The following is a 26,166-nucleotide window of genomic DNA, read 5'->3' as shown; positions in this document are numbered from 1 at the left end:
ACGCATCATCCGGGCCATCGCACTGGTGGTCCGGATGATGCCATCAAGACAGCGTACCATAGAAAATCTCACCATGCTCAGTAACCTCATGGACAACATTTGGATGTCATAACTGCCAATAACAACGTACTCTAGTGATGAGAGATTTTGCCTGCAACAAGAACAAAAAATCATGAGGTTCAGAGCTATGGCAATATCCCTGCGTTCCATTCTCGATACCATACTCAAGGAAGAGGGGGGATTTACCGATAATCCTGCGGATCGTGCACACTACGGTAAGGCAAACCCGGCCCAAGGTCATCGGTGGGATTGCTATTGCACCAATCATGGCATTACACAGGCCACCCTCTCTGATTATTACAACCGACAGGCCACTATCGAAGATGTGAAGAACCTGTCGGAGGATGGAGCCCGCGCCATTTACCAGAAACGTTATGTCGAAGATCCAGGCTTTGACGCCATGCCTGCTTTGATTCGGCCCGCGTTGGTGGATGCCGGTATCAATTCAGGACTACATCGTTCCATTACCTGGCTGCAGGACGTTCTGAACCAGAATGGATACGGCCCTCTACCTGCCGACGGGATTCTAGGGCCGGCAACGCGCGCTGCTGCTGAGAAGGCCGCTTCAGAGATGGGAGATCGCCTAGCCTCGGCCCTGATCGAACGGCGCCGGACATTTCTTGAACATCTGATTGCCACAAATCCAAGCCAAAAACGATTTGAACGTGGCTGGATGGCACGCCTTGATCGCCTAGAGACGGAGACAGCCTGATGGCACAGATCAGTCCTTTATTGACCATATCAGGACTCATCGGACAGTTGGCACGTACAGTAAAGTCAGTCCCCTCATCGCTTCTTCCTCAGAATGTTGCAGACATTCATGACAGAAAATCGAACTGGGACTATTGCATTGACAGCCTGAATCGCCTGCCACGCCCCCTGATAACCTTGGGAACTATTGCCATGATGGTATGGCCTGCGATTAACCCACGCACTTTTGCCGAGGCCATGCAGAGCTATGCCATGATGCCAGATTGGCTGGTGCAGCTTGTGATGGCTATTGTACTGGCCTATTTCGCCACCCGGACCGTAGAAAAAATACGGGAAAAGCCATCAATGCCTGAGACATCTTCCCCGCATACTGCGACCAGCCAAAGAAACGCCGAACAAGCCCCTGTCGTCGATCGCAGTGCAACACGCAAGATTCCTGAATCGCAGGCCTGAGAACGGACATTCAAGGAACCTGACCCAGATGCAGAAGTGGGCCGTAAGAGACCGGAAAATCCGGTATTCTCACGGCCCACTTGCTGTAGCGTAACTGCGTTTTGGCACTTGGAAATGTGACACAGGCACCTGTTTGGCTCAAGGCATACAGCGCAAACAGTCACGAACGAGAAACACGCCACACACGGAATAAAATACTATCAGCATACCGGCTCTTCTCTTGCAGAATGGACGTTCAAGACCAGGGCGCAGCCGATACTGTCCGGAAAGGTTGTACTTTGGGGTGATTTACATCGCTATTTCATCGCGTTAAGGGCTTAACACTGCCCCTTCTCCCGCTGTATTCTCACGGCTATTCACGTGCAACCTGGAACAAGGTAACTATGGGCTTTCTCTCGGAAAATAGCGAGCAGACATCTTATGATGTTGTGCCATACGACAGCTATCCATTCGCGCAAACGCACCCTGCGCATCTGATGACCCTTGGGCGGCTGTTCGGCATGCAGGCTCCCGATATTGCCACGGCTCGAGTCCTGGAACTGGGCTGCGCAAGCGGGTGGAATATCATTCCCATTGCGGCCGACTATCCACACGCCACTGTCGTCGGCGTGGATCTGTCTTCCGTACAGATCGAAGAAGGACGTCGCCACATCCAAGCTCTGGGCCTGGACAATATCCGCCTGAACTGTGCATCGATTACAGACATCGATGAGACGTGGGGGACCTTTGACTACATCATCTGCCACGGCGTGCTGTCGTGGGTTCCTGAAGCGGTGCGGGACCATATCTTCAAGGTCATGAAACACAATCTGACCGCCAACGGGATTGCGTACGTCAGCTACAATACCCTCCCCGGCTGGAACCAGGTACGCAGCGTTCGTGACATGATGCGCTATCATGCCGACAACTTCAGCGACCCGGTAGAGAAAGCATCACAGGCCCTTTCCATCCTCAAGTTTGCGGCGGACAACACCAACCCCGGCCGCAAGGGATACCTGGAGATCCTGAAGGAAGAGATGACCCTTCTGGAGGGACATTCAAAGAGCTATATCCTGCACGAGCACCTGGAGGCCGAGAACCACCAGTACTACTTCCACCAGTTTGCAGGGCAGGCAAAAGACAACGGCCTGGCCTACTTGGGCGATGCCATGCTGCCCAGCATGTACGTCGGCAATCTGGCACCCAACGCGTCCAAGGTACTGGGCGAGATTGAGGACATTGTCCGGCTTGAGCAGTACATGGACTTTGTGACCAATCGTCGTTTCCGCTCCACCCTCCTGTGTCACGACACTATTGCCCTGGATCGCACCATCAATCCTGAAAAGCTTTCAGGGTACTCCTTTGTCAGTCACCTTGCCCCGCAGGAAACAGAAGGGAAAGAGACTGGCTCATCCATGACATTCGTCGGGCCACAGACAGCAACCGCCCACAGCGCGCTTGATATTGCCATATTCCAGGTTCTGTACGCAGAACGGGGGAAACCTGTTTCCCTGCCGGACCTGATACAGAAAGTTGCCGGTCAGCTAAGGTCCACAGACCATGCCGCCATTCGCCGGGCATTTCTGAACAATCTGTGCGCCTTGGTCCTCGGCGGATCTATTTCCCTGCACACCGAGCCAGGCAAGCAGACCACCACAATCAGTGACAAGCCCATCACGTCGAAGGTATCCCGCTATCGGGCCACGTTCAGCAACCGCGTGATCAATGGCTACCATGGCCTGGTCACCCTGTCAGAGGTTGACCGCATTCTGATACAATATCTTGACGGAACGCAGGATATCGAAAGCATTTGCAAACACATGCTGGAACGTGTGGAAAAGCAGGAAATCAACGTCACGCCAGCCGATGGCCTGACCGTGACACAGACGGTGGAGGGTTACGTCCGGCACCAGCTCTCTGTATTCCGCGATCTTGGGCTTCTGTTTGGCTGAAAAGCAAGAGGAGCCGGGTGATACAACCCGGCCCCTTTTCTTCCTGTACTGCGTCAGTTATCCGTCGCGGTTTTCGATCAGGTCATCAACAACCGATGGATCCGCTAGGGTGGATGTATCACCAAGGGAGCTGAAATCGTGCTCGGCAATCTTGCGCAAAATCCGCCGCATGATCTTGCCGGACCGGGTTTTGGGAAGGCCCGGTGCCCACTGGATCACATCCGGGCTGGCAATCGGGCCGATCTCGTCACGAACCCAGGCGATCAGCTCCTTGCGAAGGGCTTCTGTTGGCTCCTCTCCTCCAACCAAGGTGACATAGGCATAAATTCCCTGTCCCTTGATATCGTGTGGATAGCCAACCACAGCCGCCTCCGCCACCTTGGCATGGGCAACCAAGGCTGATTCCACCTCGGCCGTACCCATCCGGTGACCGGATACGTTGATCACGTCATCAACACGACCGGTAATCCAGTAATAACCATCAGCATCACGACGGCATCCGTCACCAGTAAAGTAATAGCCCTTGTAGGTCGTGAAGTAGGTCTGGATAAACCGCTCATGGTCCCCATAAACAGTGCGCATCTGTCCGGGCCAGGATTCCGCAATACACAGGTTGCCTTCTGTTGCGCCCGCAAGCTCCTTGCCTTCGGCATCAACCAGAACCGGACGAACACCAAAGAAAGGACGCGTGGCTGAACCAGGCTTCAAGGCCGTTGCCCCCGGAAGCGGCGTAATCAGGATGCCCCCGGTTTCTGTCTGCCACCAAGTATCCACGATCGGGCATCGCCCTTCCCCGACAACCTTGTAGTACCACATCCAGGCCTCGGGGTTGATTGGCTCACCGACCGAACCCAGCAAACGCAGACTTTTACGGCTGGTACGCTTGACAGGCTCCTCACCATCACGCATCAGGGCGCGGATGGCTGTTGGGGCCGTATAGAAAATACTGACCTTGTGCTTGTCCACAACATCCCAGAAACGGGATACCGCGGGGTAATTCGGCACGCCCTCAAACATCAGGGTGGTCGCCCCGTTGGCCAAGGGACCATAGACGATATAGGAGTGACCCGTTACCCAGCCAACGTCAGCGGTGCACCAGTAAATATCATTGTCGCGACAGTCAAAGACGTATTCATGGGTCATGGAGGCATAAACCAGATACCCCCCGGATGTGTGCAACACACCCTTGGGCTTACCCGTTGAGCCAGAGGTGTACAGAATAAACAGCGGGTGCTCCGCTTCCACCTCTTCCGGAGGGCAGGTTGTCGAAGCCGACGCAACAAGATCATGGTACCAGACGTCCCGGCCAGTCTTGATGCTCACATCCCCACCCGTACGGCGCACAACGACAACATTGCGGATAGAAGGACAGTGCTCCAGCGCCCGGTCGGCATTGCTTTTCAAGGGAACTTTACGCCCACCCCGAAGCCCTTCATCAGCCGTGATGAGAAGAACGCACTCACTGTCCTGAATCCGGTTGGCAAGACTGTCGGGGGAGAAACCGCCAAAGACGATGGAATGAACGGCGCCTATACGGGCACAGGCCAACATGGCGACGGCTGCTTCCGGAATCATGGGAAGGTAGATACAAACCCGGTCGCCCTTCTTGACCCCCAGGGTTTTCATGGCATTTGCAAAGCGGCACACCCGTTCGTACAAATCACGGTAAGTAATATGCTCGCTCTCGGACGGATTATCGCCTTCCCAGATAATAGCCGTCTTGCTGCCTTTGGTTTCCAGGTGGCGATCAAGGCAATTCGCCGAAACGTTGAGCGTACCGTCATCAAACCAACGGATATGCAGGTTGGAAGGATCCCACGAGACATCCCGCACCCGGCTGTAAGGTCGCATCCAGGTGATGCGCTTGCCATGCTCGGCCCAGAATCCGTCAGGATCCTTCACAGAACGGTCGTACATGGCAAGATAACGGGTGTTGTCAATCAGGGCATTTCTGGCAAAGGACTCCGGGACCGGAAATACGTCATGTTCCATCGTGGACGTCTCCTGGGGGCTGCCTTGCGGAGCAGTGAACCTTCGAGGATACACGCAACCCGGACTGTGCACATCCGAATCGGGCTAATATCCATAGCTTGGACTGTTGTAGGGTATAGTCTAAGCAAAGGTCTCTTTATTGTCATTCATCTCGCTTGTGCAGCGTCATATATTTGTAAAAATTTCACCATTCCGCTGCCTGCATACCACTTTGTTTGTGAATAACATGCACATCGCGCTGCGGGAATGGAATGGAAATACCCTCTTTCCTGAAACGCTTGAGTATGGCCACACGAACTTCGCTCCCGACCGGGTTGATAAGCTCTATATCCTGAAGATAGAACCGCAAGGAGAAATTCAGGGCGCTATCTCCAAAAGCAACCAAAAGGGCAGATGGCTCAGGCCAACGCGAAACGCGGGGGTGGGATCGGGCGCAATCAAGAAGAATGGAGCGCACTTTCTCAGGATCAGAGTCATACCCGACCCCAATTTCAACAATGCACCGCCCAACCCTGTCATTCAGAAACCAGTTGGTAACCGGTGCCGTAATCAGGGCTGAATTCGGGATGATAACCGTTGAACGGTTGAATGTTTCTATTTCCGTTGCACGGACACGAATCCGGCGGACATAGCCCTCTGTATCTCCGGTTACAATCCAGTCCCCGACCTTGATCGGTCGTTCAAACAACAGAATAAGGCCCGAAACAAAGTTGTTCACAATCGTTTGCAAGCCAAAACCGATACCAACCGACAAGGCACCGGCAACAATGGCAAGGTTTGAAAGACCAATACCAAGAGTCGACGCGGCAGCCAGAAGGGCTGTCACAAAGCCGATATAGCCAACAGAGGTCGCGAAGGAATTCTGCAGGCCCGTGTCCAGCCGAGTCATCGGCAGAACGCGCTTTTCCAGAATGGCCTTGATGACCTTGGTTACAAACAGAAGACCCGTGAAGATCAGAATGGCTGTCACAACATTGATTAACGAAATGTGCACAGACCCGATAGCAAAGCCATCAATGAGCAGGCTGAGCCCACTGTCTATGGTGTCACGGCTGACGCCCCATAACAGAAGGAAAGCCAGAAAAGCCGGCACTCCAACCACAAGAGCAGCCACAACACTGAGCCAGAAACGCATCATGGCGCCGCTGTCACTGTTTTCAGCCTGCTTTCTGTCTTCCCGGACAGGTCCCCCCACACGCGACAAGACCAAGGTCAAAAGCTCGCGCAGCACGGCAAACGCGGCAACCGAGACCAGAACAACCACAGAAGACCGCAACAGGGACGTTGCCAGTGAATGGCCAAGCTCTGTATACCCAGCCACGGCCGCAATGGATGCCCCGGCAGCAACCGCGGAAACGGGCCAACGCACCCAGCGGGTTTTTGCAGCTTTCCCGTAGTCCAGCTGCCCGTCAGGGGCCTGATGCCACAGCCTGGCGCCTGTCAGCGCAAAAATAGGCAACATGGTTGCCAGCGTTGTAACAAACATGCGCAGGCTAACGACTTCAACTGTCAGGTTCCAGACTTGCTCTCCGAACGCAAGAAAGTGATCAAAAGAAGAAATAACCAGCAGAACAGTTACAATCTGACAGCTCCGGGCCGCAGCCGCATCATTGATCGGCACGGCACGCCAGTTTGGCTTTCCCGGTGACAAAACAGCACGGACAAGGCTGATAACAGCAACCAATGATACCAATATTGTGGATATCAGCGCTAAGGCATTGGCGCCAATATCGCCCAGAATGCCCGCCCCCTGAATAACAGCATTGGCAATACCGACAAGAACGGCCAAGGGCACCATGCGTATCAGGCCGCGCTTGACCGAAATCCACAGCCGCTCCGAAAAACCAAGTCGGACAGATGGATCCCAGACGGGAAGAAGGCGCCGATTCAACCAGATCCGGAAAGGCCAGACCAGAACAAAGCCCAGCAGAACAGTCCCGATCAACTTCTTCACAACCAGCTGTGTGGCTTCGGAAGACCAATCAACATTACGGACAAAATCAATAACTTCCGCCGTTCTTGACCCCTGACTGGTCAGATCCCTCAGCGCAACACCCCACGTTTCGGGCGCAAAGGGATCCGCATTGCGGCTGAACAGCTGGTCGGCCAAACGATCGCGCTGGATTGCGATAATCCTCTGGGTCAGGACCTGTGCCCGTACCTTCAGGAATTGAACCGTCTTGATATCAGCCTCGGCCAGAACCATTTGTTTCCCAAGAGCTTCCCGCAACTTCCCCACGGGAGCTGTTTCCGTGCTTTTATCTTCCGGTGCGGGACCAAGCGTATTTTGCTCGGCTGTGATGCGGCTCTTTTCAACCTGAAGAGCCTCCGCTATCGGGGCAAGGCCTTGTACTTCGCGCAGAATTTCCTGTCGCAACTCCCGGAGCCGGTCGTTATCGAGGCTTCCTTTGGCTCGAGACTCTGTAAACGCCAACTTGGCCTCGGCAGAATCGAGCAAAGTCGAAAACTGCTTGAGCCTGTCTTGTCCCGGACGCTTGTCTGAGACTGCGGGAATCAGGGTCGCTGCCCCGGATTGCGCAAGATCCCCCGGAAGGACAGAACCCGTCAGGGTGCAGGCAAAAACAAGGATTACGAAAGAAATGCGGCAACAGGACAAAAATGTTGGCACGACAATCCCCGGGATCAATGGCTGGAAACGGTTAATCGATCATGTGTTACAATACTGGTCTACAGGAGAAAAGAGGAATACGGCAAGATCAGGGTAACAGGTTTGACTGTACAGGATTATCGCCAGGACTGTAGATCTGCATCTCCCATTTTGCATATTGCTTCCCAGTGATCCGGATCAACCGGCATGACAGACAAACGCGGCTGCCTCAGGAGCAACATACCGGCAAAGAAGGGATCATCCCGCAATCCCGACAACATGACCGGCACACGCAATGCACAACGGGCAGCAACATCAACACTGACAAAGCGGCCCGTCGGGTCTGTGGGATCCGGATAGGCTGTGCGGACGACCTCAACCAATCCCATAATCATGCGTTGGGAACGGGAGTGATAGAAGAAGGCCATGTCACCAGCCTGCATGGCTCGTAGAAAACCCGCTGCCTGATGATTACGTACGCCGGTCCAGGGTTCTGTCCCGACACAGACCTGATCATCCCAGGACCATGAGTCTGGTTCTGATTTAAGAAGCCAGAACCCCATTACCTTCAAGGGCCATTCGAAGGCGCAGCCGTGCCGAAGACAATCCGGTACGGGCGAATGACAACACTTTCAAACAGGCCGGCCTGGGAATAAGGATCTTCTGCACACCAAGCATAGACTGCATCCAGATCCGGGTGCTCAACGACAAGAAGGGAACCAACCAGCCCCTCTCCATCGCCAGCCAACATCGGGCCAGCCATCACGATACGGTCCCGGTGCGACTCAAGCCATGCCAGATGCCGGCTGCGGTTATCAAGACGGACCGCACCATGACCGGGCTTGTCGAGGCAATGAACAGCAAAAAATGGCATACTATCGGTCTCTCTAATGTTCCTGTTCTGATGGAATAACCTGCCCGGCCCGTGGACGGGAATCGAGCTCGCTCCGGAAGGGGCGGGCCAACAGCCCGTCCACAAGATCCGCAGGACTTCCACCATGGTTCAGAAGGGTATCAACGGCCTCGCAGATGGGCATTTCCACCCTCAACTTGCGCGCCAGTGCCGTAATGGCACCTGCTGTCGCAACGCCTTCCGTGACAGCACGTCGCGCTGCCAAGATAGAAGACAGCGACTGCCCTTGCCCCATGGCAACCCCCAGCGAGAAATTGCGCGAACGCATCGATGTCGCGGTCAGAATAAGATCTCCCATCCCCGACAGGCCCATGAAGGTTTCCGGCCGCCCACCCAGGGCAATACCAAGACGCTTCATTTCTGCCAGTCCGCGTGTCAACAGCGCGGCCCGTGCGTTTTCACCCAGCTCCTGGCCTTCCAGAATGCCGCAGGCAATGGCCAGGACATTCTTGGTTGCACCCCCGACCTCTACCCCCACAAGGTCAGGCGAATAATAGGGGCGAAATGTCCGGCTCCCGATAGCGGACACCAGCGTCATGCCAAGAGCAGGGTCAGAACAGGCCAACGTAACCGCACTGGGCAAGCCACGCGCAACACCATCGGCAAAACCAGGACCAGACAGAACAGCAAGAGGCGTATGCACAGGAAGTTCTGCGCGGGCGACATCGCTTGTCAATGCCCCGGTTCCTGTCTCGATACCCTTTGAGCACAGGACAGCCGGAACGCCGCTTTTCCACAACGGGGCCGCAGAGCGACAAATGGATCGCAAATGCTGGGTGGGAACCACCAGAAGCACGGCGTCCGTATCCATGGCCTCTGCCAGGTCCGTGGTTACCGCAATCTCTGGATCCAGACGCAAGTCGGGCAGATAAACCGGGTTAAAGCCTGTTCTTGTGATGGTCGCAGCCAGCCCGGGGTCACGCATCCACAACCGGACATGCCGCCCGGCACGGCATAGAGCCTGCGCCAGCGCTGTTCCCCATGCCCCCGCGCCAACAACCCCGATTGTCTGCATCCTGATCCTCCACACGGTGCGCCTTACAACAGGGCAAGGCCTATTCACCGGTTCCCAGCAAAAGTCCTTTCTGTCGCGCAACCCTGAAGCTGTAGAGGAATCCAGCGCCCGCGACCAGAAGAAAGACGAGATTCAGTGCACAGGCAGCCTGAAAATGTCCATAGTCAAAAACACCCTCGAACAAAACAGATCGCATACCCTCGAAGACATGGGTCTGTGGCAAACACAGTGCGAACGCCTGCAACCACTCGGGAAGAGAGCTGACGGGGTAATAAATGGCGGAAAAGGGGGCAAAAGCAAACACAACCACCCAGGCCAGGCTTTCTGCCCCCATCCCGAACCGCAGGATCAGGGCAGAAATGACAAACCCCAAGGCCCAGCCGGTCACAAACACATTGGCGAAAAAGGCAATCAGGGGAAAACCCATCTGGAAAATATTGTACTCATAAAAGGGAATGGCCAACAGGCATGCCGGCACAATACCGGTCAGTGTACGCAACAAACTCATCATGACCAAAGCCATCAAGTATTCGGCAGGACGCAGGGGGCTGACAAACAGATGCCCCAAGTTACGGGACCACATCTCCTCCAGGAAGGAAACCGATACCCCCAGATTACTGCGAAACAAGGAATCCCATAACAGCATGGAACCGATAAAGATGCTGGCAGCCTGCGCCAGCAGGGAAGACTGGGTGCGAAAGAAATTCGAGAAGAATCCCCACAAAACCATCTGCATGGTTGGCCAGTAGATCATCTCCAGAACACGCACCGGACTGGACCGCATCACATAGAGATGACGCAGACACACAGCCCCGACCCGCACGGCCGATGCACGCAGGCCCATCATGACACCCTCCCCCCCTCACACACCCGGCTGCGGGCAATATCCAGAAAAACATCCTCCAGCGTGCTGCGGCCATAACGGGACAGAAGATCTTCCGGACGACCCTGATCCTGAATGCGACCGTCGCGCATCATCAACACATTGTCACACAAACGTTCAACCTCGGCCATATTGTGGGATGCCAGAAACAACGTTGCCCCGGTCTGCCTGCGGTAATCTTCCAGAACACTGCGGATACGATCTCCCGTATCTGGATCCAGGCTGGCCGTCGGCTCATCCAGAAGAAGAACATCCGGCGTATTGAGCAAGGCCTTTGCCAAGGCCACACGTGTTTTCTGGCCTGCCGAAAGGCGACCGACCGGGCGCCGCAAGAAAGGTAGAAGATCCAGTTGACGTGCCAAGGCATCAATATGATCCGGAATATCCCTGACCCCGTACAACTTCCCATATACAACAAAGTTCTCGTATGCATTCAACCGCCCCGGCAGATCAACGTACGGGCTTGAGAAATTAACCCGGGGCAGAACAGCATGGCGGTCTGCAATCATATCGCAGCCCAGAAGCCGTATGGTACCAGAAGTCGGAAGAAGAATACCAAGCAGCATGGCAATCGTTGTTGTCTTACCGGCTCCATTCCCTCCCAACAGGCCCGTTGTGCTCCCCGGGCTGACACAAAAGGAAACATCGTCAACAGCGTGCACAACCTTCCCATGAACAGGGTACGATTTTGACAGACCGACAACATCGATCGCCGCCGTGTATCCTGTGTCAGGCATCCAGCTCTCTCACTTCAATACAGGTATGGCTTCATGGTTCGATCCAGAACACGGCCCTGGAACAGGGTGAACCCCATCTTTTGACCGGCTGTTATGGCTGCTTCATCATCACAGCGGTTCAGGATCGCCCTTCCGGCAAGATTCTGTAGAACAAGATCGCGCGCGATCTTTCCCTCAGGACTATCCAGAATCTTTGGCAGATCGCTCTGCCAGCTCATCTTGACCATATCTGCCCCCAGACCGACAATGTCGATATAAGGCAAAACCTTCCAGGTCAAACCATCAATACAAATACGATAACCCCGCTGCCGGACATAATCACGCGCAAAGAAATAGCCCGTCAGGTTGGAGAAAATGTCTTCGGTACGAAGCTCCAGAATCACTGTCCCGTGATTACCGGGCGACAGGCTTTCATCAAAGCGCAGAAAGTCTTCTGACAGAATGGTTCCAACATTCAGGTTGATTGAAAATCCTTGGGACAGCGTGCGGTCATCACGACGGCTGAGCATTGCCAGGACCCGTCGATCCAGGGTCTGCGTCAAGCGCTGGAACAGCCAGGGATTGGACGACAGGGCCACGTGTGGAAGCAAGGCCTCGCGCAGGTCACCAATGGACACATACACCTCGGTAAAGACCGGATCCGGCGCACCCTTTCCAACCACGGCACAAACGGCCTGACGCCGAATATGGCTGGACAGGTCAGCCCCGGTCAATGCCTTCTCGACCCGTTCCAGGGTTTCAGGAGTCAGTGGAGCCCCCGCCCTTGCAGGAGCCTGTCCTGTCGCTCCATGCCGATGATGGCGCTTTGGGACAGGATCTGTTGCCGGATGCGATGCAACACGTCGACGGATCATATCCAGAAGGGCATCAAAGCTCTTGTCCAGGTCATACCAAGTGACAAACGGGTCATGCTCCCCCGTCTGAACAGGCTCCTTCAGAAGAGGGTCGGCAGCAAACAGAAAGCGGATCTTGATCAAGGCTGCCCGCACCGTATCCAGGCTGCTGGTATTGAACAGCACAATGAAATCAAAGTCCGACAACCAGTAAAACTTGGCGCCTTCCCGTGTTACCAGAGGCGTGAACGTTGTTTCCGCGCCGTCCAGCGTATGATCAGGCCGGCTCGCAGGCATCAGGCGACCGAGATGCACCTGCATGGCATGCCGGCCTTTTGTATGACTTGCCGACCGCTTCAAATCAGATAAAAGGCGCCTCTCATCTGCAAATCCGGGCAGGTACTGGGGCGTTTTTGGCACTTCGCTCATGAGGACGGCTCTCCACCATCCGTTGGTGATAGCGGGCTTGCCCGCCGTAACCGGATTGAAGGGGCGGAAAAGAACTGGACCGCATCCAGACCAGGAATATTCGGGCAGGTCGTCCGCATTTTCATATCAACAGCAGATCGCCGCGTTGCACATTCCTTCAATGTACACTGCGCTGCTGCCGGACATGAGCGCATGGTCATTGCACCATGCACGGCATCGATAAAACGACCCTGGAAATTTCTGATGCCGTGCTCAATCCCCCATGTTACGGCAACCTGACTGTCACAACGGGACAGAATCACACGGTCACCACCAAGGGCATTGACAATGGAACGGATATCACTGACCGCTGTCGGATGCTCCGGCGCAGCCATTTCCGGACTCCAGATGACTTTCACAAAATCAGGGTCCAGACGCTCCAGATCCATCACCCCCCCCATCGATGGCGTAAGGCCATCCAGGGCCAGAAAGTCTCCTGTCTCGCTCAACATGGGCTTGGCATTGAGCCATCGGTCAAGGTTCGTAAACACGTCGATAACCTGAACCTCGACCACAATATGGCGGTCGGGATCCATGGAACGGCGCAGCACGTCGTATTCCTTGCTGTCCAGACTTTCCAGATTCAGGTTCAGGCTGATTGTCCGCGGCAGGGCAGCAACCTCGCTGCGGACAAGGGCCGCAATCATCCGGGTATCCAGCGTCCGGGAGAATTCCTGGAACAGCCAACGTTCGGAAAGAATATCCCGGTGCGGGGCAATAACACGACCGATCGATGAAACAGAAACGTAGAACTCCTCAAAGAGAATCTCGGCCTGCTTCTCCGTAATATGGATACAGGGCTGGCGATGAATGTTGCGGCGGATGTTCAGACTGTCCAGGCCACTGATCATCCCGCCCAGATCGCCAGGACCAATGGGTTCCGGTTCCGGTGGCAGCATACCCATGGCCTGACGGCGCTTCTCGGCCTCGGCAAGAATGGTGCGGACCACCGGCAGAAGAACCTGAAGATCAACCTCAAAGGCATACCAGGTCACAAAGGGATCGGGGATACCTTCGTCCTCGTCATACCAGGACAAGGGGTCATCGTGAAATAATGCACGTATACGGTTGATAACCCTTTCAACCTCGTCCTCCGGCATATCCTTGCCGACGACCATGATATCACCGCAGGACAGGGAAAAGACCCGCACAACATTCAGGGATTGCAGGGGCATGAACAGGCTGGCCGCCATCCGCAGGTGCGAGGGTGTACGGTTCGAGGGCAGCAGCTGCGACAAATGCAAGTGCACGGCCGTACGCCCGGCCGGGGTACGACCGCCACGTTCTACTGTATCCAGCAGTTCCCGCTCGGAATGTGTTGGATCGCGCAGCTGAACCATTGTCTGATAAACCCGACGCCAAATCCCTCCGGAGAGAGCATTCTACCTGACCCTGAAGAACAGTGCCATCAAACGCCGCGCGACAGAACAGACAAAGCCCGGCGCTTTTAGCCGGGCGGTTGGGCCAAACGGTCAATCCAGACACGCAAGGTCGACTCTGCCGCCGATCCCGGCGGGGTCAAGGCCAGAAGACGTTCCAGGAAAGAGCGGGCTTCTGCCGGTTTCCCCTGTGCCTCCGCAGAAATACCTTGCACAAACAGCCCCCCCGGACTGTCCGGATCATGCCGGGCAAACCATGCTGCAATGGCATGGAATCGCGGTGACAGGTCCCGGCTGTTTGTATGCTCACGCAGCGTCACCAACGCCGTGGCATAATCAAGCTGGGCCACCGGATCATCGGGAAGAAGATCTGCCGCCCTTCCATAGGCCTCGGCCGCGCCGGGTGCATCCCCCATAACCGTCAGTGATCGCCCAAGTTTCTGCCACCCCTGTGCATCATCCGGGGTATCAGCCAGCCTTTGCCTCAACCGGTTGACCATACCGGTCACCATCGTCCTTTCTTCCTCGGTAAAGGATGGCATAGCCGAAGCATCATGAAAGTCTGACGGATGGCGGGGCGTAACAGAGTCCGGATCAAGACCGGCCTTCATGGCGACAGTCTTGACACGTTCGTTCAGCATCTTCATCCACGGGGCATCAGGCCGGGAGTCCCGTGCCAGATCCAGCCAGATGGCAAGCCCACGTTTTGGGTCACCGGATTGTACAGCAGACAACCCCAAAAACCAGCGGGCCCGTGGGTCCTTCCTGTCCAGAGCCAGAACATGCGTGAAAACAGCCTGCGCTCGCTCCCCCACAAAGCCCGCCTCTGCCTGTACCAGACTCTCGCCAAAAGATGCCCAGTCATCCGGGGGCATCGGGGCCAACTGTGACCTTCGGCTCCAGGCAGAGACCGCCTGACCATAAGCCCCAAGCTCCTGGCGGACCTGGGCCATCTCCCGCCAGAGAGCCGGGTCATCCGGGCTGGATGAAAGCAGGGCCTGCAACTGATCCGCCCGTCTGCTCAGACGCTCAATATCTGCGGCACCCAGTCCAAGCCGCTCTGCCAGACGGGCGTCATGGGGCCGATCAGGCAACCCCGGTGATCCGATCTGGCCATAAACCACCAGACTGCTGACAGAAACCATGACAATGACAAGCACAGCCATAACACGTCGCAACCCTGCACCGCCGGGTACAACCGGCTCGGCTGCCTCTGCATAACTGACAGCCGCCAGCATACGGCGCTGCACCTCCAGCCGCACGGCTTCGGCTTGTCCGGGGTCCAGAAGGCCCCGCTCCTGATCCCACTCAACCTCTGCAAGCTGATCCCGATAAATCACAAGATCAGGACGGGCAGAACCCGCGCTGCCACCCTGCACGCGGCGCAAGAGCGGAAGGGCCACAGCGATTGCCGTTACCACGACCATGGATACAGTCAGCACGTCCATCATTCCCGGCTGTCCTGTTCAGCCACCAGACGCGCAAGGATCTTCTTCTCCTGTGGCGTCAAGGGCAAAGACGCTGCGACATCCGGTCGAACCTGCCGACGCAGAAACCACCATCCCCCCACAAAAGCCAGAATCAGAAGGACAAAAGGCGTTGCCCACAGCACCAACGTCGTCAGATCAAAGGGCGGGCGCAGAAGGACATAGCGACCATACCGGCTGACGACATACTCCATGACAGCCTCATCACTGTCTCCACGGGTCAGCCTGTCACGAACCAGAATGCGCAAGTCACGGGCAATATCGGCGTTGGACTCATCAATGCTTTCATTCTGGCAGACAACACAGCGCAAGCCTTGCGAGATCGCCCGCGCCCTTTGCTCCAGAGCCGGATCAGAAAGCATTTCATCCGGCTCAACAGCCAAAGCAAAGCCCGGCAATCCCACCGCCAGAAGTACAAGAAAAACAGCGATCCTGTATCCAGCACAACCGATCATGACGCCGGGCCTTCACCGTGGCGCAGATGCTCGATCAGCGGCTTCAGGGTAGATGCCCAGACTTCGGAGGTCAGAACACCGGCATAACGGTAACGAATGACGCCTGAGGCATCGATCACAAATGTTTCCGGTGCCCCTGTCACGCCAAGTGCAATGGCAGCCCGGCTGTCCGGATCCTGTCCGACACGATCATAGGGATCACCATGCTTCTCCAGCCACCGCATGCCGTCTGCCGGGTTCCGCTCCCGCCAGTTGATGCCATGAACCGGAACATCTCCCTGTGCCTTGAGAGACATCAGGAAATCATGCTCCTCACGGCAGGCAACACACCATGAACCAAAAACATTCAACAGGGATACCTGCCCCTGCAACATGGCGGAGGATAAAGGACGGTCACGCCCGGGAAGGGCATCCAGTGCAAATGGCGCAACCGGTGTATCCAGCAGCGCCGAAGGCAAGGCCGACGGGTCTTTGTTCAGGCGACTGGCGAACAAACCAACCAGGGCCACGAAAAGCAGTGTCGGGGCAAAAATAATAACCTTGCGCACCATCCGTGTTGTCCTGTCCCTAAACCCGCACCGCACGGCCTGCATCGGCCACACCCTTGGCCCCGCGTGCCGGGGCCCCGATCCGCAGACGGCGGTCCATCAGGGAAATCAGGCCACCCAGCCCCATCAACAGGGCACCGTACCACAGGCACGGCACCAAAGGCTCGACATAGATGCGGGTCACAAAAACCCCGGGCCTGCCGGGAACGGGTTCACCCAGAACGGTATAGAGGTCGGTCAGGCCGGTGGTGTGGATACCGGCCTCTGTTGTCGGCATCGGAGGGGACCGATAATGACGTTTCTCCGGCTTGGTCTCAGCAATAGCGGCATCACCCTTACGAATGATAAAAGAACCAGCCAGGGACTCGTAATTGGGCCCGGTGACAGCATCAACTCCGTTCAGGGTAAACGACCAGCCATCCAGATGAACAGCCTCTCCGATCGCCTGATTCTGTATGGCCTCGCTGCGGTAAACGGACGATGCGGTAACCCCGGCGGTCAGCAAGGCCATGCCAAGATGGGCCAGCGTCATTCCCCAGGCCGATCCGGGCAACCCCGCTATCCGGCGAAGAGTTTCAGCCGGAGCAACACGGAACAGGCGCACGCGCTCGGCCCACTCCGTCAACGTACCCACCCCAAGCCATAGAGCCAGTCCAAACCCAAGGGCAGCCAGAAGATCGTTCGTTGTTCCCCCTCCCGCCAGCCAGGTTACCCCGGCAGCAACCAAGGCCAGCACCGCAGCAAAACGAAGACGGGACAGAACCCCACCCAGATCGGCCCGCTTCCATGACAACAACGGACCAACCGCCATAGCCAGAAGAACAGGAACCATCAGGGGCAGAACCGTTGCATTGAAGAACGGCGCCCCCACCGACACCTTTCCCAGATCCAGCGCATCCGCCAACAGGGGATAAAGGGTACCGACCAACACGGTCCCCATAATCGTGCTCATGAGCAGGTTGTTGAGCAACAACCCGGACTCCCGCGAGATAGGGGAAAAAAGGCCGCCCCCTTTCAGTGCCGGGGCACGCAGGGTGTAGAGGACCAAGGCACCGCCCACGGCACCTCCCAGAAGCAGAAGGACAAAAAGACCACGCTGCGGGTCGGAGGCAAAGGCGTGCACACTGGTCAGCACACCGGAACGCACCAGGAAAGTCCCCAACAGGCTGGACCCGAAGGTCAGAATGGACAGCAGGATCGTCCAGCTTTTCAGGGTGTCGCGCTTTTCCACAACCAGGGCAGAGTGAACCAAGGCTGTACCCAGCAACCACGGCATCAGGCTGGCATTCTCCACCGGATCCCAGAACCACCAGCCACCCCAGCCCAGTTCGTAATAAGCCCACCACGACCCCAGACCAATACCCAGCGTCAATGCAACCCATGCCGCCAGTGTCCACGGGCGCACCCAGCGCGCCCACGCTGCATCCACCCGACCCTCAATCAAAGCGGCCACAGCAAAGGAAAACGCCATCGAGAAACCGACGTAGCCCAGGTAAAGCATCGGCGGATGAAATGCCAGTCCGGGGTCCTGCAACAGCGGATTCAAGCCCTGCCCGTTCAGGGGGGCTGGATCAAGACGGGCAAACGGGTTGGACGTAAACAGGATAAAGGCGAGAAATCCCGATGAAATCATGGACTGCACGGCCAAAACCCGGGCCCGGAAGAACAGTGGCAATCCCCGCCCTGACACGGCAACCGCCAGACTGAACACCGCCAGGATCAGGATCCACAGCAGCAGCGATCCCTCGTGATTTCCCCAAGTTCCGGATATGCGGTACAGCAAGGGCTTGTCAGAGTGACTGTTGCGGGCAACCAAAGCCACGGAGAAATCCGACACCACAAAGGCCTGCAACAAGCAGCCAAAAGCCGTGACAACCAGAAGGAACAGAAGGACAGCCCCCGGTCGGGCTGCCAACGCCATGACGGGATCCCGGCGACTGGCCCCAAGCAAGGGTACAACCGACTGAACCAGGGCCACAAAGAAAGCCAGGATCAAGGCCATGTGACCTGCTTCGGCAAAACTGAATGTTTCGGGCACCGCTGTTTCCTCCGCTCCCCGGCATAACCGTCAAGGACGTCCGGGGTCGCCTCCCGCCTGCTGACCGGTCCAGTGTCCTGACTTCTTCAGGGATTCCACCACCTCGGCCGGCATATAGGTCTCGTCGTGTTTGGCCAGAACTTCACTGGCAACAAAGGTTCCACCGGTATCAAGTCGCCCCTCGGTCACAACGCCCTGTCCCTCGCGGAACAGGTCGGGCAGAATGCCCCTGTAGTGTACAGCGACATCGGCAACCCCGTCAGTCACAACGAAACGCACCTGCTGCCCATCACGAACCAAGCTGCCTTCCTTGACCAAACCACCCAGACGAAAACGGGGTATAGCAGATGTATCCCGGGTCTGCAGATCCATGGGACTGTAGAAGAAAACCAAGTTGTCACGCAGGGCTGCAAGGCCCAGCGCCGTTGCAATGCCCAGCATCATCATGCCGGCCACAACCACATACAAACGCTGTTGCTTGCGTGTCATGCCGACCCCGGCTCTGTCAACCCGGCTTCCACATCCTTTCCGCCTTGTTCTTCATCAGGACCGGCATACGCCTGCCGCAAATGCTCCAGCATCCGGCGACGCCGACGCAACCCATACAGGCTTGATACCAGAAGGGACAGCAGCACAAAGGCTGTCAGGGCATACGCAGGCCACACGTAAACCCCGTATCCTCCCATATTGATGAAATGCTCCATGATCTCAGCTTCCGGTCATGCGCGATATATCCCCAGCCGTAGGGTTCTTATTCTGGCCTCGACAAAGGCAGACTTGATCCGGACCAGAAGCACCGTGACATAATATGCCTTGAACGCAAGCGCCATCAGCAAAAGCGGAACCAGCATCGAAGGATCAATGGCCGGCATGCCAAAACGGGTCACACTGGCGGGCTGGTGAAGGGTGCTCCACCAGTCAACACTGAACTTTATAACCGGTACATTGACAAACCCGACAAGGGCCAGGACCGCGGCAGCCCGCGAGGCTCGCTCCGGATTGTCAAAGGCCCCCTGCAAGGCCATATAGCCTGCGTACAGGAACAAAAGCACCAGCATGCTGGTCAGGCGGGCATCCCAGACCCACCATGTTCCCCACATGGGCTTTCCCCACAAGGCCCCGGTCACAAGACACAGGAACGTAAAGCAGGCCCCGACCGGTGCCGAGGCCTGTGCGGTCAGATTGGCCAGCGGATGTTTCCAGATCAGCGCCACAGCACTGGAAACCGCCATGACAGTATAGGCAAACAGCCCCATCCAGGCCGCAGGCACATGCACATACATAATGCGCACACTCTGCCCCTGTTGGTAGTCCGCCGGGGACAGAAACAGGGCCGCTGCAAGCCCGGCAGCAAAGGACAGGATGCAGACCGCCGCCGCCCACGGCTCAATGCGATCGGCAAGGCGCAGGAAACGACTGGGGTTGGCAAACCGGTGCATCGGGTCTCCCACAAGGTTCTCCGGGGTCGTCCGGTATGGTGACCCCGCATGGCACCCGGCTTCTCCTGTGATCCGGGCAGTCCCATACATAACCGCCCGGCGACCATGTTTCCAGTACAACGGATGATCTTTTCCGCATGCACTGTCACCGCATGGGATACTTGGCGAAACCGGTACCATGATATAATGTGCGGCACCATGAGTACCCAAAACGCCCGTCTTGCCGCCCGGGTGGCGGATCTGGCCAATGCGACAGTGCTGTGCATCGGCGACATCATGCTGGATCACTTTATTGCCGGGGCCGTTGACCGCATCTCGCCCGAGGCACCGATTCCTGTCCTGCGCGTGACCGGTGAAACGGTTATGCTGGGCGGAGCGGGTAATGTAGTCCGCAATCTGTCCGGCCTGGGAGCCAGGACCTGTTTTATTTCAGCCCTGGGCGATGACGCACCGGGACGGAACATCACCTCTCAGCTCACAGCCTTGCACGGGGTTGATTCCTCCCTCCATGTCGAAGACGGTCGCACAACCGGAGTCAAGATTCGCTATAGCGCCGTCGGGCAGCAGCTCCTGCGCGTGGATCGCGAAACCGTTCACCCCGTCGGGGAATCCTGTGCCCACATCCTTGTTGACAGATGCCTGGCGGCCTTGCCGAACTGCGGGTCCGTCGTCCTGTCTGATTACGGCAAGGGCGTCCTTACCGAGACTGTCATCAGGCCCATTCTGGAAAAAGCCGCAACCCTTGGCATTCCTGTTGTTGTTGATCCGAAAGGCCGCGATTACACGATCTATCACGGGGCGGCTGTGGTCACACCGAACCGCCGCGAACTGGCCGATGCCACCGGCATGCCGACAAGGACCGACAACGATATTGTCGCAGCCGCCCGTTTCCTCGCCGAACACTGTTCCATTCCCCACGTTCTGGCTACCCGCAGCGAGGATGGCATGACCTTGGTTGATGCCAACGGCTCTGTCCTGCACCTGCCGGCACAGACGCGTGAAGTTTATGATGTCTCCGGAGCCGGGGACACGGTCGTGGCAACAGTTGCCGCAGCCTTGGCCTGTGGCTTGTCGCTTCCTGATGCTGCGGCTCTTGCCAATGTTGCCGCCGGCATTGTTGTCGGGAAATCCGGTACAGCTGCAGTGACGGCAGCGGAGCTTGTTGATGCGCTGCATCACCGTGATATCGGGCATGCCGAAGCGCGGATTCTTGACCTTCCCCGCATTGCGGACCTGGTCCGGGGCTGGAAGCAGGCCGGGCTGAAAGTTGGCTTCACCAATGGCTGCTTTGACCTGCTGCACCCGGGGCACTTGTCTCTTCTGCGCCAAGCCCGAACCCGCTGCGACCGATTGGTCGTCGGGATGAACAGCGATGACTCCGTCAAACGCCTGAAGGGAGAGGGCAGACCCATACAGGCTGAGTCTGCCCGCGCTGCTGTTCTGGCTACCCTGGAACTGGTTGATGCCGTCGTCATTTTCGACGAAGACACGCCCCTGAAAATCATTGAAGCCTTGTTACCCGATGTGCTGGTCAAGGGCGCGGACTACACCATTGAAACTGTTGTCGGGTCAAAGGTTGTTCTGGGTGCAGGCGGCGAGGTTTTCCTGGCCACACTGGAACCCGGACAATCCACAACACGCACCGTCAACCGCCTTCGGGAGAAGGCATAGGGAGATCATCTCCAGCATTTGCCGTATCCTCCCCGACAGCGGGAACTTCGACCAAACGCTTCAAAATTTCTGCCATGGCTGCGGAAGACCAGTCCGCCTCTCCTGCCAACCGGGCTACCATCAGCCCCCGATGGTTAAAGAGGAAGCTGACGGGAAGGCCAGGTGCCCGCAAGGCTTTCGCAGCATGGTTCTTTGGATCAAGCCATAACCCAAGATCCAGCCATCCATTTTTCTCCAGGAATGGCGCGGCAGCGCGTTCACCGTTGATATCCTGGTTCAGGGCAATAACCCGTATGCCGCTCTGGCTTCTGGTCCGCTCCAGCTGCAGAAGGGAGGGCATTTCACGCACACAGGGCGTACACCACGTAGCCCAGAGGTTCAGCAGAACCGGCTGCCCACGGAAATCATCCAACGTATGCTCTCGGCCATCCGATCCATAAAATGTGAACCCCGGGGGTTGGCAGGGCGGTACCATTTCCATCAAGGTACCCATCACCAGGCCGTCCTTGCGTGACGGAAAAGGTGAACAGCCGGGAACGGCGCCCACATCCTGCACTTCGGCCAGGGCCTGTAATGGAAGCAAGGTCAGCATGAACACAATACCATGCGCAAGGCTACGATACGATTGGGCTTGCCAAAGCCACGATACATTCATCCTGTCTGTCCTCACCCTGCCCGCTTCTGCTAATTGCCGGAATACCGTACAGCCCCAGAAGAGAAACACGCAACAGTCCGCACGCTCTCTCTGGCATAGCGATTGAAACAATAGTATCCAGACGTGTCGACAGAGCCCGCGAACAGGGCCTGTATGTTGCTGCCGGAGGACTGATCGATGATACGCCGTTACGATACCCTTCTGCGCCTGTGCTGGATCGTTGCTGTCCTTGGCCTAGCCGGGGCAAGTCTTTCAGCCTGCGGCAAACGGGGCGCCCCCCTGGATCCGGATGGATCGACCTACAAGCACGGCTATCCGCGCGAGTAATCCCCTGACAACACAAAAATCGGCACAGGGCCATGCACCATTTTCTTTACCGTAACGGCACACTGTATGCCGAAGACGTCCCCCTCAGCCGGATTGTCGAGTCTGTTGGAACACCGTGCTACATCTACGCGACAGAGACCTTGGTCCGACACTACAGCGTCTTTGCAAAAGCCTTCCACGGCCTGGATGCCCGCATCCACTTCGCGGTCAAAGCCAACTCCAGCCTGGCTGTCCTGCGGACACTGGCACAACAAGGCTGTGGTGCCGATGTCGTGTCCGGGGGTGAACTCCAGCTTGCCCTACAGGCCGGAATACTGGCAGAGCGGATCGTGTTCTCAGGGGTTGGCAAAACGGAAGCAGAGCTGGAACTCGCGCTGAAGGCCGGTGTCTATCAGATCAACGTCGAATCCCTGCCAGAGCTTGGGGCTCTTGATGCGGTCGCCCGGCACCTTGGTATACGGGCCCCTGTCGCCATACGGGTCAATCCTGATATCGGAGCTGGCGGTCACGAGAAGATCACAACCGGAAACCGTGAGAATAAATTCGGCATTGAATGGACCATGGCAACACAGGTCTGTCACCATGCGGCCTCTCTCTCCGGTATTGACTTCAAGGGTCTGGCCGTCCATATCGGCAGCCAAATCACAGATCTTGCCCCCTTCCGCGCCGCGTTTTCCCGGATTGTTACACTGACCCGGACCCTTCGTGCCGAAGGACTGGACGTCAGCCGCCTGGATCTTGGGGGAGGACTTGGAATCCCCTACAAGGATGCCGACACAGCACCCCCGCTGCCAGCCGATTATGCTTCCATGGTGCGGGATACCGTCTCGGAAACCGGGTGCACCCTTCTTCTGGAGCCCGGACGGCTGATTGCCGGGAATGCCGGCATTCTGGTATCCAGGGTCGTGTATGTCAAAAAAAGCCAGACCCGCACCTTTGTCATCCTGGATGCCGGCATGAATGACCTGATCCGACCAGCCATGTACGACGCAAGCCACACCATCATACCGCTTGCCGAACCGGAAGCAGGGTCAGCAGGACAAACCTGTGATGTGGTTGGCCCCGTGTGTGAAAGCTCGGATATTTTTGCCCGCGACGTCATGCTCCCCCCCCTGCAGACTGGCGACAGGATTGCGTTCCTGTCTGCGGGGGCCTATGGCGCAGTCATGGCAAGCCAGTACAACACCCGCCCCTTGGTGCCGGAGGTTCTGGTCAAGGGAGATCGCTTTGCCATCACCCGGCGGCGACCAAGCTTTCAGGACATGACAGCCCTGGAGTCCATACCGGACTGGCTTTCCTCGTAGACAGGGCTATCCGCAACGATGAGGGCCGTCAGGGACCTTTTCCATCAAGCGACCGGGCCTCGTCAACCAGCATGATGGGGATACCATCCCGTATGGGATAGGCCAGTCCTGCCTTGTCAGATATGAGCTCCTGGGCCTCGGCATCATAGCGCAAGGGCCCCCTGGACAGGGGGCAGACCAGTATCTCCAGAAGCTTTGGGTCAACCGTATGATGGCTCTGGATCTTTTCCGTCATGAAGGAAACTCCGTCCTGCAAGGAACTTGGTATCAGGAAAACAAAAGGGATGACAACTGCCTACGGGCATGAACAGTCACCGGGTCAGCATGGCCAAATGCCTCGAACAACTTGAGGAGCTGGTGCCGGGCCTGCTCATCATTCCAGGTCCGGTCCATGCGGATGATATCCAGCAGGGCATTTGCCGCGTCCTGTCTCCGGTCCGCAGCAACATAGGCCATAGCCAGATCATAGCGGGCCTGGTGATCACCAGGGCTTGCTGCAACGCGGGACTCCAGGTCATGCACCGCGCCCTCGCCGCGACCGGCCTCCTCGGCCAACTCCAAACGTGTCTGCGCAGCACGCATATCCGAAGATGACCGCATTGAATCCGGAACCTGTTCAAGAAAGGCGCGCGCTTCCACAACATTCCCCAGTGCCAGGCAACCGGTCACAATACCAGCCGCAGCGGCAGCACAGGATGGATCCTGTGTCAAAATTTGCTGATAAAGGGCCAATGAAGACTCAATATCCCCGGCTTCAACCAACACTTTTGCCTCCTCCAGAGCCATCTCCAACGGGTTATCGGCTCCGGAAAGACGCTTGATAAAAGCCTTGATTTGGCTCTCGGGTAAAGCCCCGACAAAACCATCCACAGGATGGCCATCACGAAAAGCATAAACCGCAGGAACAGACTGGATCCGGAACTGCGCAGCCAACGCACGGTTCTGGTCAATATTGACCTTGACCATGCGCACGGCACCCTTTGCCTGATAAACAAGCTTCTCCAGCAACGGCCCCAGCGTCTTGCACGGCTCACACCACGGAGCCCAGAAGTCAACAAGAACCGGGGCATGGAACGAAGCATCAATAACATCGGCGACGAAACGGGCAGCATCGGTATCCTTGACCAAGGAATCCGCTTCCCCGTGTGTGGACGGGCCCGCAGTATGACGCTGGTCCTGTCCGTCAAAAATAATCGCCATGGCTGATAATATCCTGCTGTCAACGTGAACCAATCGTATAGATGGACCGAAGTCATCCGCCTGACAAGGGCACAACCATACCTGTTGCCTGATTCCGGGAAGAAAAAATGATTATCAGCCCAAAAAGTTCTTGCACAAGCAACAGTGAACCCGCTATATAGCGCCTCCACCCGACAGGAAAACATCCTGTCCGCCGAGCGGGCGTAGCTCAGGGGTAGAGCACAACCTTGCCAAGGTTGGGGTCGAGGGTTCGAATCCCTTCGCCCGCTCCATTTCAAAGAAAACACAATATTTGATTAACATCGCCATAGCGTGGGCATTGTCTTCGTGCGTGTGCCGGGAATGCGGTGCAACACGGATAGAGCAGACTCCGGATACAACCAGTTTGCGCTGACCACAAAGACTTTGCGGTCCTGACAAAGCCGTGGGTCACCATGCTATCATGGCATAAACTTGGTATACCCGCAGTACAGGCAAAACCAACACGCCCCAGTCTAAACATGTCCACCTGATCAAGCATTTATAGACGTACGCCAAATCCAATTCGCCTAGAAAAGAAGCAATAAAGACAAAAAAATAACCGTATGTATCAGAAGAGATACCCCCAACAAATCCGTCAAGATATTTGAATTATTGGACCAGTAGTATATTAATAAATAATTGTACCGATCCCTTGTGGTGTCCATAATGCGGAAGATCACATCCCTGCCCGATCCATCATCGATCAAGATCGCTTTGTAGCTGACAACCCTAATTGACAGCCCGGTTTACCACACCAATATGGCGAACCGTTTCATTCAGATGCAGATCACGGCCAAGCCGCCCAGGTGCACCGATCACTTGACCTGACTTTAAATTTCCACAAAAGCTCTGGCTCGCGCAAAATCCACGGCATCGGACCCTATAACAAAGCTGATCGCCAAGACTCTCTAAGAAACCGTTTGAAAATGCTTGGAGCGACGCGGGATGTCGTGATTCAAGCTCGGAATGTGGACCCGAGAAACCCGCGCTCGCGTAGCGCATATCGAGCGGAAGCTGAAACGCTATCCGACCGATCCA

The 26,166-nt window shown here is 56.6% G+C and carries 25 protein-coding genes and 1 tRNA gene; 7 read left to right on the top strand and 19 right to left on the bottom strand.

The features are described 5' to 3' along the window. Positions 1-172: 172 nt before the first annotated feature. From HEQ72_RS09480 to HEQ72_RS09470, 3 genes are all read left to right on the top strand, one after another. Positions 173-772, top strand: coding sequence for a glycoside hydrolase family 108 protein (locus HEQ72_RS09480; protein ID WP_168023204.1), 600 nt, complete (start codon positions 173-175; stop codon positions 770-772). Then, on the top strand, positions 772-1,224 hold the full coding sequence (locus HEQ72_RS09475) for a 3TM-type holin (protein WP_168020907.1): 453 nt from the start codon (positions 772-774) through the stop codon (positions 1,222-1,224). The genes HEQ72_RS09480 and HEQ72_RS09475 overlap by 1 nt, the downstream gene beginning before the upstream one ends. A 383-nt stretch (positions 1,225-1,607) precedes the next feature. Continuing rightward, positions 1,608-3,155, top strand: a complete 1,548-nt coding sequence (locus HEQ72_RS09470) for a methyltransferase regulatory domain-containing protein (protein ID WP_168023203.1) — start codon at positions 1,608-1,610, stop codon at positions 3,153-3,155. A 57-nt stretch (positions 3,156-3,212) separates the two neighbouring features. On the opposite strand, the gene acs is transcribed toward HEQ72_RS09470, so the two are convergent. From acs to HEQ72_RS09390, 16 genes are all read right to left on the bottom strand, one after another. Continuing rightward, on the bottom strand, positions 3,213-5,147 hold the full coding sequence (acs, locus tag HEQ72_RS09465) for an acetate--CoA ligase (protein ID WP_168023202.1): 1,935 nt from the start codon (positions 5,145-5,147) through the stop codon (positions 3,213-3,215). A 184-nt stretch (positions 5,148-5,331) separates the two neighbouring features. Continuing rightward, positions 5,332-7,776: a DUF3772 domain-containing protein gene (locus HEQ72_RS09460; RefSeq protein WP_168023201.1), complete on the bottom strand. Its 2,445-nt coding sequence runs from the start codon at positions 7,774-7,776 to the stop codon at positions 5,332-5,334. A gap of 116 nt (positions 7,777-7,892) precedes the next feature. Beyond that, on the bottom strand, positions 7,893-8,318 hold the full coding sequence (locus HEQ72_RS09455) for an EVE domain-containing protein (protein ID WP_168020898.1): 426 nt from the start codon (positions 8,316-8,318) through the stop codon (positions 7,893-7,895). Positions 8,319-8,323: 5 nt separating this feature from the next. Next, entirely contained in the window at positions 8,324-8,629 is a 306-nt protein-coding gene (locus tag HEQ72_RS09450) for a YciI family protein (RefSeq protein WP_168020896.1), read from the bottom strand. 13 nt (positions 8,630-8,642) lie between these two features. Next, the gene (locus HEQ72_RS09445; RefSeq protein ID WP_168020895.1) at positions 8,643-9,683 is read right to left on the bottom strand and encodes an NAD(P)H-dependent glycerol-3-phosphate dehydrogenase; all 1,041 of its coding nucleotides are present in this window, start codon (positions 9,681-9,683) and stop codon (positions 8,643-8,645) included. A 40-nt stretch (positions 9,684-9,723) separates the two neighbouring features. Continuing rightward, a complete protein-coding gene (locus HEQ72_RS09440) occupies positions 9,724-10,530 on the bottom strand; it encodes an ABC transporter permease (protein ID WP_168023200.1) in 807 nt (268 codons plus the stop codon). Then, positions 10,527-11,303, bottom strand: coding sequence for an ABC transporter ATP-binding protein (locus HEQ72_RS09435; protein WP_168020893.1), 777 nt, complete (start codon positions 11,301-11,303; stop codon positions 10,527-10,529). Before HEQ72_RS09435 ends, HEQ72_RS09440 begins: the two co-directional genes overlap by 4 nt. 14 nt (positions 11,304-11,317) lie before the next feature. Continuing rightward, the gene (locus HEQ72_RS09430) at positions 11,318-12,565 is read right to left on the bottom strand and encodes an EAL domain-containing protein (protein ID WP_168023199.1); all 1,248 of its coding nucleotides are present in this window, start codon (positions 12,563-12,565) and stop codon (positions 11,318-11,320) included. After that, complete coding sequence (locus HEQ72_RS09425; RefSeq protein ID WP_168020891.1) at positions 12,562-13,944, bottom strand: EAL domain-containing protein; 1,383 nt, start codon at positions 13,942-13,944, stop codon at positions 12,562-12,564. Before HEQ72_RS09425 ends, HEQ72_RS09430 begins: the two co-directional genes overlap by 4 nt. A gap of 107 nt (positions 13,945-14,051) precedes the next feature. Next, complete coding sequence (ccmI, locus tag HEQ72_RS09420; protein WP_168023198.1) at positions 14,052-15,434, bottom strand: c-type cytochrome biogenesis protein CcmI; 1,383 nt, start codon at positions 15,432-15,434, stop codon at positions 14,052-14,054. Next, complete coding sequence (locus HEQ72_RS09415; RefSeq protein WP_168020889.1) at positions 15,431-15,925, bottom strand: cytochrome c-type biogenesis protein CcmH; 495 nt, start codon at positions 15,923-15,925, stop codon at positions 15,431-15,433. The genes ccmI and HEQ72_RS09415 overlap by 4 nt, the downstream gene beginning before the upstream one ends. Then, a complete protein-coding gene (locus HEQ72_RS09410; protein WP_245184300.1) occupies positions 15,922-16,476 on the bottom strand; it encodes a DsbE family thiol:disulfide interchange protein in 555 nt (184 codons plus the stop codon). Before HEQ72_RS09410 ends, HEQ72_RS09415 begins: the two co-directional genes overlap by 4 nt. 16 nt (positions 16,477-16,492) lie before the next feature. Beyond that, positions 16,493-18,475 carry a heme lyase CcmF/NrfE family subunit gene (locus HEQ72_RS09405; RefSeq protein WP_168023234.1) on the bottom strand — a complete coding sequence of 661 codons (1,983 nt, stop codon included), beginning with the start codon at positions 18,473-18,475 and terminating at the stop codon, positions 16,493-16,495. Positions 18,476-18,541: 66 nt separating this feature from the next. Continuing rightward, a complete protein-coding gene (gene ccmE, locus HEQ72_RS09400) occupies positions 18,542-19,000 on the bottom strand; it encodes a cytochrome c maturation protein CcmE (protein WP_168023196.1) in 459 nt (152 codons plus the stop codon). After that, the gene (gene ccmD, locus HEQ72_RS09395; protein ID WP_209315700.1) at positions 18,997-19,215 is read right to left on the bottom strand and encodes a heme exporter protein CcmD; all 219 of its coding nucleotides are present in this window, start codon (positions 19,213-19,215) and stop codon (positions 18,997-18,999) included. Before ccmD ends, ccmE begins: the two co-directional genes overlap by 4 nt. A gap of 15 nt (positions 19,216-19,230) precedes the next feature. Then, the gene (locus HEQ72_RS09390; protein WP_168023233.1) at positions 19,231-19,950 is read right to left on the bottom strand and encodes a heme ABC transporter permease; all 720 of its coding nucleotides are present in this window, start codon (positions 19,948-19,950) and stop codon (positions 19,231-19,233) included. A 198-nt stretch (positions 19,951-20,148) separates the two neighbouring features. On the opposite strand from HEQ72_RS09390, the gene rfaE1 reads away from it, so the two are divergent. Then, positions 20,149-21,621 (top strand): D-glycero-beta-D-manno-heptose-7-phosphate kinase, encoded by a 1,473-nt coding sequence (rfaE1, locus tag HEQ72_RS09385; RefSeq protein ID WP_168023195.1) that lies wholly within the window; start codon positions 20,149-20,151, stop codon positions 21,619-21,621. Here the strand turns inward: rfaE1 and HEQ72_RS09380 are convergent. Continuing rightward, positions 21,596-22,276: a TlpA family protein disulfide reductase gene (locus tag HEQ72_RS09380; protein WP_168023194.1), complete on the bottom strand. Its 681-nt coding sequence runs from the start codon at positions 22,274-22,276 to the stop codon at positions 21,596-21,598. The genes rfaE1 and HEQ72_RS09380 overlap by 26 nt on opposite strands. Positions 22,277-22,453: 177 nt before the next feature. Between HEQ72_RS09380 and HEQ72_RS09375 the strand changes: the two genes are divergently transcribed. Further along, positions 22,454-22,603: a hypothetical protein gene (locus tag HEQ72_RS09375; protein ID WP_168020880.1), complete on the top strand. Its 150-nt coding sequence runs from the start codon at positions 22,454-22,456 to the stop codon at positions 22,601-22,603. A gap of 32 nt (positions 22,604-22,635) precedes the next feature. Next, positions 22,636-23,907, top strand: a complete 1,272-nt coding sequence (lysA, locus tag HEQ72_RS09370; RefSeq protein ID WP_168023193.1) for a diaminopimelate decarboxylase — start codon at positions 22,636-22,638, stop codon at positions 23,905-23,907. A 28-nt stretch (positions 23,908-23,935) separates the two neighbouring features. On the opposite strand, the gene HEQ72_RS09365 is transcribed toward lysA, so the two are convergent. Together HEQ72_RS09365 and HEQ72_RS09360 are read right to left on the bottom strand one after the other, a co-directional pair. Further along, entirely contained in the window at positions 23,936-24,142 is a 207-nt protein-coding gene (locus HEQ72_RS09365; protein WP_066133415.1) for a Trm112 family protein, read from the bottom strand. Positions 24,143-24,174: 32 nt separating this feature from the next. Next, entirely contained in the window at positions 24,175-25,107 is a 933-nt protein-coding gene (locus HEQ72_RS09360) for a thioredoxin family protein (RefSeq protein ID WP_168023192.1), read from the bottom strand. A 197-nt stretch (positions 25,108-25,304) separates the two neighbouring features. Between HEQ72_RS09360 and HEQ72_RS09355 the strand changes: the two genes are divergently transcribed. After that, positions 25,305-25,379 (top strand) — tRNA-Gly (locus tag HEQ72_RS09355). The last annotated feature ends 787 nt before the right edge of the window (positions 25,380-26,166 follow it).

The organism is Haematospirillum sp. 15-248 (assembly GCF_012102665.1).
GTDB lineage: Bacteria > Pseudomonadota > Alphaproteobacteria > Rhodospirillales > Rhodospirillaceae > Haematospirillum.
The sequence above is the reverse complement of the archived record's forward strand: the minus strand, read 5'-3'. Positions and strand labels throughout refer to the sequence as shown.

Bases quoted from the DNA above. Each gene is read 5' to 3' on its own strand.
- HEQ72_RS09480 (WP_168023204.1), top strand. From the start codon at position 173: ATGAGGTTCAGAGCTATGGCAATATCCCTGCGTTCCATTCTCGATACC.
- HEQ72_RS09475 (WP_168020907.1), top strand. From the start codon at position 772: ATGGCACAGATCAGTCCTTTATTGACCATATCAGGACTCATCGGACAG.
- HEQ72_RS09470 (WP_168023203.1), top strand. From the start codon at position 1,608: ATGGGCTTTCTCTCGGAAAATAGCGAGCAGACATCTTATGATGTTGTG.
- acs (WP_168023202.1), bottom strand. From the start codon at position 5,147: ATGGAACATGACGTATTTCCGGTCCCGGAGTCCTTTGCCAGAAATGCC.
- HEQ72_RS09455 (WP_168020898.1), bottom strand. From the start codon at position 8,318: ATGGGGTTCTGGCTTCTTAAATCAGAACCAGACTCATGGTCCTGGGAT.
- HEQ72_RS09450 (WP_168020896.1), bottom strand. From the start codon at position 8,629: ATGCCATTTTTTGCTGTTCATTGCCTCGACAAGCCCGGTCATGGTGCG.
- HEQ72_RS09445 (WP_168020895.1), bottom strand. From the start codon at position 9,683: ATGCAGACAATCGGGGTTGTTGGCGCGGGGGCATGGGGAACAGCGCTG.
- HEQ72_RS09440 (WP_168023200.1), bottom strand. From the start codon at position 10,530: ATGATGGGCCTGCGTGCATCGGCCGTGCGGGTCGGGGCTGTGTGTCTG.
- HEQ72_RS09435 (WP_168020893.1), bottom strand. From the start codon at position 11,303: ATGCCTGACACAGGATACACGGCGGCGATCGATGTTGTCGGTCTGTCA.
- HEQ72_RS09430 (WP_168023199.1), bottom strand. From the start codon at position 12,565: ATGAGCGAAGTGCCAAAAACGCCCCAGTACCTGCCCGGATTTGCAGAT.
- HEQ72_RS09425 (WP_168020891.1), bottom strand. From the start codon at position 13,944: ATGGTTCAGCTGCGCGATCCAACACATTCCGAGCGGGAACTGCTGGAT.
- ccmI (WP_168023198.1), bottom strand. From the start codon at position 15,434: ATGATGGACGTGCTGACTGTATCCATGGTCGTGGTAACGGCAATCGCT.
- HEQ72_RS09415 (WP_168020889.1), bottom strand. From the start codon at position 15,925: ATGATCGGTTGTGCTGGATACAGGATCGCTGTTTTTCTTGTACTTCTG.
- HEQ72_RS09410 (WP_245184300.1), bottom strand. From the start codon at position 16,476: ATGGTGCGCAAGGTTATTATTTTTGCCCCGACACTGCTTTTCGTGGCC.
- HEQ72_RS09405 (WP_168023234.1), bottom strand. From the start codon at position 18,475: ATGGCCTTGATCCTGGCTTTCTTTGTGGCCCTGGTTCAGTCGGTTGTA.
- ccmE (WP_168023196.1), bottom strand. From the start codon at position 19,000: ATGACACGCAAGCAACAGCGTTTGTATGTGGTTGTGGCCGGCATGATG.
- ccmD (WP_209315700.1), bottom strand. From the start codon at position 19,215: ATGGAGCATTTCATCAATATGGGAGGATACGGGGTTTACGTGTGGCCT.
- HEQ72_RS09390 (WP_168023233.1), bottom strand. From the start codon at position 19,950: ATGCACCGGTTTGCCAACCCCAGTCGTTTCCTGCGCCTTGCCGATCGC.
- rfaE1 (WP_168023195.1), top strand. From the start codon at position 20,149: ATGAGTACCCAAAACGCCCGTCTTGCCGCCCGGGTGGCGGATCTGGCC.
- HEQ72_RS09380 (WP_168023194.1), bottom strand. From the start codon at position 22,276: ATGAATGTATCGTGGCTTTGGCAAGCCCAATCGTATCGTAGCCTTGCG.
- HEQ72_RS09375 (WP_168020880.1), top strand. From the start codon at position 22,454: ATGATACGCCGTTACGATACCCTTCTGCGCCTGTGCTGGATCGTTGCT.
- lysA (WP_168023193.1), top strand. From the start codon at position 22,636: ATGCACCATTTTCTTTACCGTAACGGCACACTGTATGCCGAAGACGTC.
- HEQ72_RS09365 (WP_066133415.1), bottom strand. From the start codon at position 24,142: ATGACGGAAAAGATCCAGAGCCATCATACGGTTGACCCAAAGCTTCTG.
- HEQ72_RS09360 (WP_168023192.1), bottom strand. From the start codon at position 25,107: ATGGCGATTATTTTTGACGGACAGGACCAGCGTCATACTGCGGGCCCG.